The following is a 7,475-nucleotide window of genomic DNA, read 5'->3' as shown; positions in this document are numbered from 1 at the left end:
TAAGGAAAGGAGTGAGCAAGCTTAATCTTTACGATAAGCAATTGATTGAATTGGCTTATTTAGGGAGAGAGAAACATAGTTGGGTGAAGATGTGTAGAGTTTTAAATATGTCTCAACCAGATTACTATAGAAAAAGAAATAAAGCTTTATATGAGTTGGCTTATAAGCTAGGGATTGAAGTTGAGGAAAACCGCTAGAAATGGCGGTTTTTGCATTTTTAACAAAAAAACTTTCTAATATCTATTTACAAATGTTAATAGATATGATAAAAGTTCTTCAGATTATCTACTTCGTAGTCTCTATCGCTTGGATTGTGGCTCAATCTCATGATAAAGATAAAGATAAAGACGAAAAGAAAGATAACTGAAGAACCTCACAAGGGAAGCGAGTTACCCGCTCGCTTCTCAATAAAATTATAACACGTCTAGTTAATAAAATGAAAAAGAATACTAAAACGTTTATCTTTTCGTTAATATTAGCATGCTTTGCAGTTATTACAATTCGTCAAATGTGGCAGAATGTATTTACTGATATTTTGGCGGTAATCGTGTTAGTTGTAACAATTGTTTTTGTCGTTAAAGATATAAGAGGTGGTAAGTGGTGAAGTATCATTTAAATTCAAGGGAAGAAGTAGAGAACTTCATTCGAAATGAAGTTCTTACCACTCCAGAGGCTATGGAGATATTAGAGATATCTAGAGTACGTATGAGCGCAATGATTAAAGCGGGTAAACTAGTCCCTATTAAGAAACTTGGAAATGTTAGTTTGTTTTTGAGAAAGGACATCGCAGAGAAGAAAAAAGAGCTAGAAGTTTTGAGGGCTAAATATCGACCGTATGATGAATGAGCTACCTTTTAGGTGGCTTTCTTTTTGATAAAAAACAGATAAAAAGTTGATAAAAAATATTGCAAGCGTACTTGTATGATGTAAGTGTAATAAGTACCGCTGCGGAAACAGCGACGCTGACGATTTGAGATGTCCTTTAAATGCTTTGAATTGGGCGATTAATTATAGTTTACTCACGAATAAACGTAAGTTAGGGTCCAATCAACGAGGGAGAGGGTTATTCCTCTCTTTAAGCTTCTTATATCGCCTAAGTGCTTTAGGAGTATAAGCCTATTATAAGAATATAAGGAGTTTAAAGATGTGAATAACATCAAATAATACGAGAGCTACTTGTGAGTGAGTAGGTAAAGTATTTTCGCGAAATGCCATTCTTTTCACCTTGATGGAGCATATGTACTCAGCCAATGTATATGCGGAGGTCGGGGAATACAAGCAGTTCCCCTATCTCTTTGAGCCGAGAAATCCCGCCGAAACAACCACACGCATGCGTTTACTCCAAAAAACATTTCTCGGTTCGAAGAGGTATGGGCAGCCTCAAACCAACCTAATATCCGAAATATGAGTTACATCTTGTTCGTGTCTACAAGAAGCGGTTTTTCCGTTTCTTAAACTCTATAAAATTTGTAGGGTTTAAGAAGTGTGAAAGCACTTCAAGGACTGCGGGAACCTCCTTGAGAACGGGAAAAGAGCGATACAATATACGTGTTGCTCTTTTTTATTCCAATTAAATATGGTTAATAAGAAAAGGGGGCGGTGATATGTAATGAAACTAACTCCTAAACAACAAGCGTTTTGTGATTACTATATCGAAACAGGGAACGCTACTGAAGCGGCTAGAAAGGCTGGATACAAAGGCGGGAACTTAAATCGCATCGCAAGTGAAAACTTGTCAAAACTAGTCATTCAGCAGTACATAGAAGAACGAATGGCTGAAAAGGATGAGGAACGGGTAGCCTCGCAAGACGAAATCCTTGAGTTTTTGACAAAGGTCATGCGCGGGGAGATGACAGAGCAAGTCCCTGTCGGGCAAGGTGAAGGATACTTTGAATTACAAGACAAGGACACTTATGTGAAAGACCGTGTAAAGGCGGCGGAGCTTCTTGGAAAACGTCATATGATGTGGACTGAAAAGAAAGAAGTTGAGGTTACAGTGCCGACATTCGTTGATGATGTGCCGCTAGATGACGATGAATAAGGCTCCATTAAACGTACAGCCAAAAATTAATTTTAGAGAAGTCATTGGAAAGGGCTATAACCGCTTCTGGCACTGCAAAAACTTCTATCGAGTCTGTAAAGGCTCTCGTGGCTCCAAGAAATCGAAAACCACCGTAATAAACCTCACAAAAAGGCTCATGCAATATCCTTGGGCTAATATCCTCGTTGTTCGTCGATTCTCGAACACTCTCAAACAATCCTGTTATACCGATTTTAAATGGGCGATTAATCGCCTTAAAGTAAAACATCTGTTTAAGCTCAATGAATCTATGCCAGAGATAACGTATATACCGACTGGGCAAAAAATTTTATTTCGTGGTCTCGACGATCCGTTGAAAATTACATCTATTACAGTTGATGTAGGTATATTATGTTGGGCATGGTTTGAGGAAGCGTATGAGATTGAGGACCAACACAAATTTGAAACTGTTGTTGAGTCTATTCGCGGTTCGTGGGATTCGCCAGACTTCTTTAAACAGATTACTGTGACATTTAACCCATGGAGTGAGAATCATTGGCTAAAGTCTTACTTCTTCGATGAAGAAACACAAGCCTATGATACATTCGCAATTACTACTACTTATAAGTGTAATGAGTGGTTAGATAAACAGGATAGGGCACGATATGAGAGTTTATATGAGAAGAATCCAAGACGCGCTCGCATTGTGTGTGATGGTGAGTGGGGCGTGGCTGATGGTCTTGTGTATGAAAACTTCCAAGTGCGTGACTTTGATATCGATGAGATACGTCAAAGGAAAGATGTACAAAGCGCTTTCGGTCTCGATTTTGGTTATACGAACGACCCAACCGCCTTATGTTGCTCATTAGTAGATTTACGAAATGAAACTATTTACGTATTCGATGAGTATTATGAAAAGGGTATGAGTAATAAGAGAATCGCAAAAATGATTGAAGAAAAAGGTTACTCAAAAGAGAAGATTACAGCTGATTCGGCTGAACCAAAAAGTATTGATGAGATTAAATCTCTCGGTATTAGAAGAATTGAAGGAGCACGCAAAGGAAAAGACTCTATCAACAATGGTATTCAATTCATTCAAGGGTTCAAAATCGTAATCCATCCGTCTTGTGTAGAGTTTATTAAAGAGATTAATAACTATATATACGCAACGGATAAGAAAACAGGAAAAAGGCTTAATACGCCAATTGATGATTTTAACCACCTAATGGACGCATGGCGTTACTCAATGGAAAGGTTCATGAAAAAAGGTGGCAAATTGAAGTCAATCAACAAGTCATCACTTGGATTGTAGGGGGTGAAACATTGCTGACATTCGAACAAGCGAGATTGCTATACACTCGTTTCAAAACAGAAGAAAAAGCATTTAAAAGGTTGCAAAAACTTTATGACTATTACGTCGGTGAACATGAAATCATGAAGAAAGCAGAGCGCAAAAGCAATAAAACATATCGTATTGTGCATAACTTCGCTAAATACATCACTACTATTTCCACAGGTTACTTCCTCGGTTCCCCTGTATCGTACGTCTATTCCAAACCCCAATTCGAAAAGGCGTTAAATATCCTCGAAGACAATGACGAAGAAACAGTGAATTACGACAATGCTGTCAATTGTAGTATTTACGGCGTTGCATATGAACTCCAATATTTCGATGAAAAAGGAGAATACAACTTCGTCGATCTAGACCCTCGAAATGTGATCACAATTGACGATGGAAGGGTAAAACCTACCATTACCGATGCAATTGTATTTTCTGAAACGCTTCTAAAAGAGAATGAATACAAGGTGCGTATGGATATCTACGACGATAAGGAACGCGCTACATATGAGTTTATTCACAAAGTAGCGGAAAAGACTGACGTCGACATTCCTTACGAGTTAGTAGAGCGAGTTCCACATGGTTTTGACAAAGTGCCGATCATTAAGTACCGAAACAATAAATTCGAGTTAGGAGATTGGGAAGACTGTGTCGCGTTGATGGATGCATATAACCATGCTGTATCTGGTAATGTGGAGGATTTAGCAGACTTCACAGACGCGTTCTTGAAACTTCGCAATATGGTTGATACGCAACGTGATGATATTCAACGAGCAAAAGATGACAAAGTGTTTCTTCTTGATGAAGATGGAGACGCTGACTGGCTTATCAAGAATGTAAATGACACGTTCGCTCAAAACATCAAGAAAGGCTTGAGAGATGATATTCACAAGTTCTCATTCGTACCAGACATGTCGGACGAGTCGTTCGGTAGTAATCTATCCGGAGTAGCGATTAAGTACAAGCTGTTAGCTTTAGAGCAAGTGCGTGGGCAAAAGGCTCGTATGTTTCGAAAGGCGCTCACAGACCGCTTAGACTTCATCAATAGATATGTAGGAATGACGAATAGTGATTTCTTCGATCATCGAGATGTGAAGATTCAATTTGCTCCGAATTTACCTCCAAACTTACTGGAAGAAGCTGACCTGGTACAAAAATTACAGGGAATCTTGCCAGAAGAGGTGCTTTTATCACTTCTATCGTTCATCCAAGACGTGAAGCAAGTTAAGGAAATGAAGAAGAAAGAGGATGAAGAGAAGTTTGAAACGTATGGTTTCGGACAAACAGATCAAGAGGACCAACAAACAAACGAAGTAGCTGATACAAATGCCGACAATTGAGCAGTATTGGATAAAAAGAGCCGAACAACTCGAATCCAATTGGAACAAAGAGGCTAAGAAATTAGAAAAGCGGTTGAAGGCATCATATTTGCGTGCTTACCGCGAAGTGAACAAAGAGACACGGCTTTATCTCACTAAAAAGGGCTTTGATTACAACAAATTAAGCGAGGTTCTGAATAAAGCTGAACGTGAAATGCGCAAAAAGGGATTGACTGACTATCTTGATTATCTAAAAGAGGTAGATTCAGCTATAAAAGATTCTATCGAACAAGAAATTAAGCAACATATCGACCTAGTAAAAGTAACTCGTTTAGATGCCATATCGTCAGAAATGCTTATGAAACTATCAGACCAAGCGATAAAGGATGAAAAAGCTATTCGTAAGCAAATGACTACTGTTTATAATGAAACGCTGTTACAGAGCAAATACGAGTTTCTAAAGCTAGGTATTGAAACGCCTGTTTATGTATTGAATGAAAAAATGATCAAAGAGATTCTCTCTTATCCGTGGAGCGGAGAGAACTTCTCTAATCGTATCTGGAACAACAAGAAGAAGCTGTTACAGGTGCTACGAGAAGAATTGACGCAAGATGTTATCCAAGGGCTTCATGCTGATGAAGTATCCGAGCGATTAGCCAAAAAGATGAATGTGGAAATGAGTCATGCTATTACGCTTGTGCATACAGAGTCGTCTTACTTCTATAACCGAGCTACATTAGATAGTTTTGGTGAGGCTGAAATCGAACAGTACAAGCTACATGTAACATTTGACCATCGTACGTCGCCTAAGTGTCGTTCATTAGACACAAGTAAGGTTTATAACCGTGCTGATGCAAGTGTGGGGTACAACTATCCGCCGTTACATCCACGATGCCGTACATTGCCTATACCGTATTTTGAAGGTGTAAGTGGCCCGAAATATCGTTGGGTGAGAGATAACGCTGGTAAGAGTGTAAAAGTGAACGAACCAGAAATGACTTATAACGAGTATAAGAAACAATTCTTGAAATAGATACTCGTCGTACTTGTGGACGTTAAACACATGGAATCGAAAGCCGACAGGCTATAAATGGAGGTACAGATGAAAGAACTAAAACAAACTAAGTTTCCTCTACGATTAGACTTACAGTTTTTTGCTAGCGAAGACGGAGCTGATACAACAGAGGAACAAGGGCAAGAGCAAGAACAAAATGATCAGACGCAAGAAACAGAAGAGACACAACAAGAAGAAAAAACATTTACGCAAGCCGATGTCGATGCAATTGTTGCTAAAAGAGCAAAACAGGCAGCTAGAAAAGCACGTGAAGAAGCTGAAAAAGAGTTTCAGCGTAAGAATATGAGCGAAGAAGAACGACGTCAACAAGAGTATGAAGAACTCAAAAGAGAAAACGAATCATACAAAGCGAAAGCACGTCGTGCTGAATTAAAAGACCATGCAACAGACATTTTGCGTGAGGCTGGTGTTCCTACCCGCTTTGCTAGTCGTTTAATTGGTGAAGATGAGGAAGCTACAGCGCAAGCGGCAAAAGAATTTATTGAGGTTTGGAACAGTGAGTTGTCAACAGCTGTAAAAGGAAAGTTAGCTGGACAAACACCGAAAACTCCAAAAGTAGAAGAAAAAACACAAGTCGACCCGATCGAAGCATCATTCGATAAGGGTTGGAATGATTAGGAGATGATGTTATATGCCAATTTATTTAACAGAGAAATTCGCTGACAAGATTGACGAACGATTTAGTACAGGTGCCCTAGCGACACCAGGTGTAAACAACGATTATGAGTGGGTTGGAGCGAAAACAATTAAAATCACGAGTGTAAATACAGTTCCGCTTACTGATTACAAACGTGATGGCGCAAGTCGTTTTGGCGAAGCAAAAGAGTTAGAGAACGAATTACAAGAAATGACGTTAACGCAAGACAAGGCGTTCACCTTCACTATCGACAAAATGAATGAAGAAGAAACGAAAATGAAAGCGGGCGAAGCGTTAGCGCGTCAATTACGCGAAGTTGTTATCCCTCACATTGACACTTATCGTTTCGCAAAAATGGCTGAATTAGCTGGCGCAATTGTTGAAGGTAACTTAGATGCTAAAACAGTTTACAACGCTGTTATTACAGCAACAGAGACATTAGATGAAGCAGAAGTTCCAGAAAATCGCGTAATTTTCGCTACACCAGCGGTTATCAAACACTTAAAAGAGTCTGAAGGATATGTAAAGGCTTCAGAACTAGCGCAATCCAAAATTGTATTTAAAGGACAGGTTGCTGAATTAGATGGTATGCCTGTTGTGAAAGTTCCTTCCAAACGCTTAGGCGCAAACTTCATCGTTTGTCATAAATCCGCGACAGTTGCCCCTATTAAACTCGCAGAATACCGCATTCACTTAGACCCTCCTGGTATTTCTGGTTCCCTTGCAGAAGGTCGTTTCTATTTCGATGCATTCGTTCTTAACAACAAGAAAAATGCTATCTATGTCCATAAAAAGAAAGCTGTAACAGAAACAAAATCAGCTTCTAAAGCATCATAAGAGGGCTTGTCCCTCTTCCTCTATAGGAGGTAACACATGATTACTACAAAAGAAAACGTAAAGAAAATCCTTCGTATCAAAAACGATGAGCAAGACGATCTAATTGAATTGTTTATCCCCATGGTAGACTCCTTTATTCGCAGATATACAGGGAATGACTTTGAAAATGGTTATCCAGCAGATTACGAAATTATCGCTATTAGACTGGTAGGATACCACTTATTCTCTACTGACGAGGATAAGCAAGA

The 7,475-nt window shown here is 39.1% G+C and carries 10 protein-coding genes and 1 pseudogene; all 11 read left to right on the top strand.

Annotated features, from left to right (window positions below; all coding sequences use genetic code 11):
• Positions 1-197: pseudogene (locus MR058_RS22465) on the top strand (ArpU family transcriptional regulator); the annotation flags it as partial.
• Positions 198-199: 2 nt separating this feature from the next.
• Entirely contained in the window at positions 200-367 is a 168-nt protein-coding gene (locus MR058_RS22460; RefSeq protein WP_157671230.1) for a hypothetical protein, read from the top strand.
• Positions 368-436: 69 nt separating this feature from the next.
• Positions 437-604: a hypothetical protein gene (locus tag MR058_RS22455; protein WP_164468646.1), complete on the top strand. Its 168-nt coding sequence runs from the start codon at positions 437-439 to the stop codon at positions 602-604.
• Positions 601-846 (top strand): helix-turn-helix domain-containing protein, encoded by a 246-nt coding sequence (locus tag MR058_RS22450; RefSeq protein WP_048723940.1) that lies wholly within the window; start codon positions 601-603, stop codon positions 844-846. The genes MR058_RS22455 and MR058_RS22450 overlap by 4 nt, the downstream gene beginning before the upstream one ends.
• 763 nt (positions 847-1,609) lie before the next feature.
• Positions 1,610-2,041 (top strand): terminase small subunit, encoded by a 432-nt coding sequence (locus tag MR058_RS22445; RefSeq protein ID WP_048723920.1) that lies wholly within the window; start codon positions 1,610-1,612, stop codon positions 2,039-2,041.
• Complete coding sequence (locus tag MR058_RS22440) at positions 2,028-3,332, top strand: PBSX family phage terminase large subunit (RefSeq protein WP_012095406.1); 1,305 nt, start codon at positions 2,028-2,030, stop codon at positions 3,330-3,332. Before MR058_RS22445 ends, MR058_RS22440 begins: the two co-directional genes overlap by 14 nt.
• Before the next feature lie 11 nt (positions 3,333-3,343).
• Complete coding sequence (locus MR058_RS22435) at positions 3,344-4,699, top strand: phage portal protein (protein WP_242145898.1); 1,356 nt, start codon at positions 3,344-3,346, stop codon at positions 4,697-4,699.
• Positions 4,686-5,711 carry a minor capsid protein gene (locus tag MR058_RS22430; RefSeq protein WP_012095404.1) on the top strand — a complete coding sequence of 342 codons (1,026 nt, stop codon included), beginning with the start codon at positions 4,686-4,688 and terminating at the stop codon, positions 5,709-5,711. Before MR058_RS22435 ends, MR058_RS22430 begins: the two co-directional genes overlap by 14 nt.
• Before the next feature lie 69 nt (positions 5,712-5,780).
• Entirely contained in the window at positions 5,781-6,371 is a 591-nt protein-coding gene (locus MR058_RS22425) for a DUF4355 domain-containing protein (protein WP_012095403.1), read from the top strand.
• Between the two features lie 13 nt (positions 6,372-6,384).
• Positions 6,385-7,227, top strand: a complete 843-nt coding sequence (locus MR058_RS22420) for a hypothetical protein (RefSeq protein ID WP_012095402.1) — start codon at positions 6,385-6,387, stop codon at positions 7,225-7,227.
• Positions 7,228-7,263: 36 nt separating this feature from the next.
• Positions 7,264-7,475, top strand: a 212-nt coding sequence (locus MR058_RS22415) for a head-tail connector protein (protein ID WP_242145897.1), incomplete at its 3' end; no start/stop codon positions are given.

Origin of the sequence: Bacillus cereus group sp. BfR-BA-01430, from assembly GCF_022663115.1 — a bacterium.
Lineage (GTDB): Bacteria > Bacillota > Bacilli > Bacillales > Bacillaceae_G > Bacillus_A > Bacillus_A cereus_BD.
This window is presented reverse-complemented; position numbering and strand designations above follow the sequence as displayed.

What these genes read in the sequence shown, in the direction of transcription:
- MR058_RS22460 (WP_157671230.1), top strand. Translation starts at nt 200, where the DNA reads ATGGCGGTTTTTGCATTTTTAACAAAAAAACTTTCTAATATCTATTTA.
- MR058_RS22455 (WP_164468646.1), top strand. Translation starts at nt 437, where the DNA reads ATGAAAAAGAATACTAAAACGTTTATCTTTTCGTTAATATTAGCATGC.
- MR058_RS22445 (WP_048723920.1), top strand. Translation starts at nt 1,610, where the DNA reads ATGAAACTAACTCCTAAACAACAAGCGTTTTGTGATTACTATATCGAA.
- MR058_RS22440 (WP_012095406.1), top strand. Translation starts at nt 2,028, where the DNA reads ATGACGATGAATAAGGCTCCATTAAACGTACAGCCAAAAATTAATTTT.
- MR058_RS22430 (WP_012095404.1), top strand. Translation starts at nt 4,686, where the DNA reads ATGCCGACAATTGAGCAGTATTGGATAAAAAGAGCCGAACAACTCGAA.
- MR058_RS22425 (WP_012095403.1), top strand. Translation starts at nt 5,781, where the DNA reads ATGAAAGAACTAAAACAAACTAAGTTTCCTCTACGATTAGACTTACAG.
- MR058_RS22420 (WP_012095402.1), top strand. Translation starts at nt 6,385, where the DNA reads ATGCCAATTTATTTAACAGAGAAATTCGCTGACAAGATTGACGAACGA.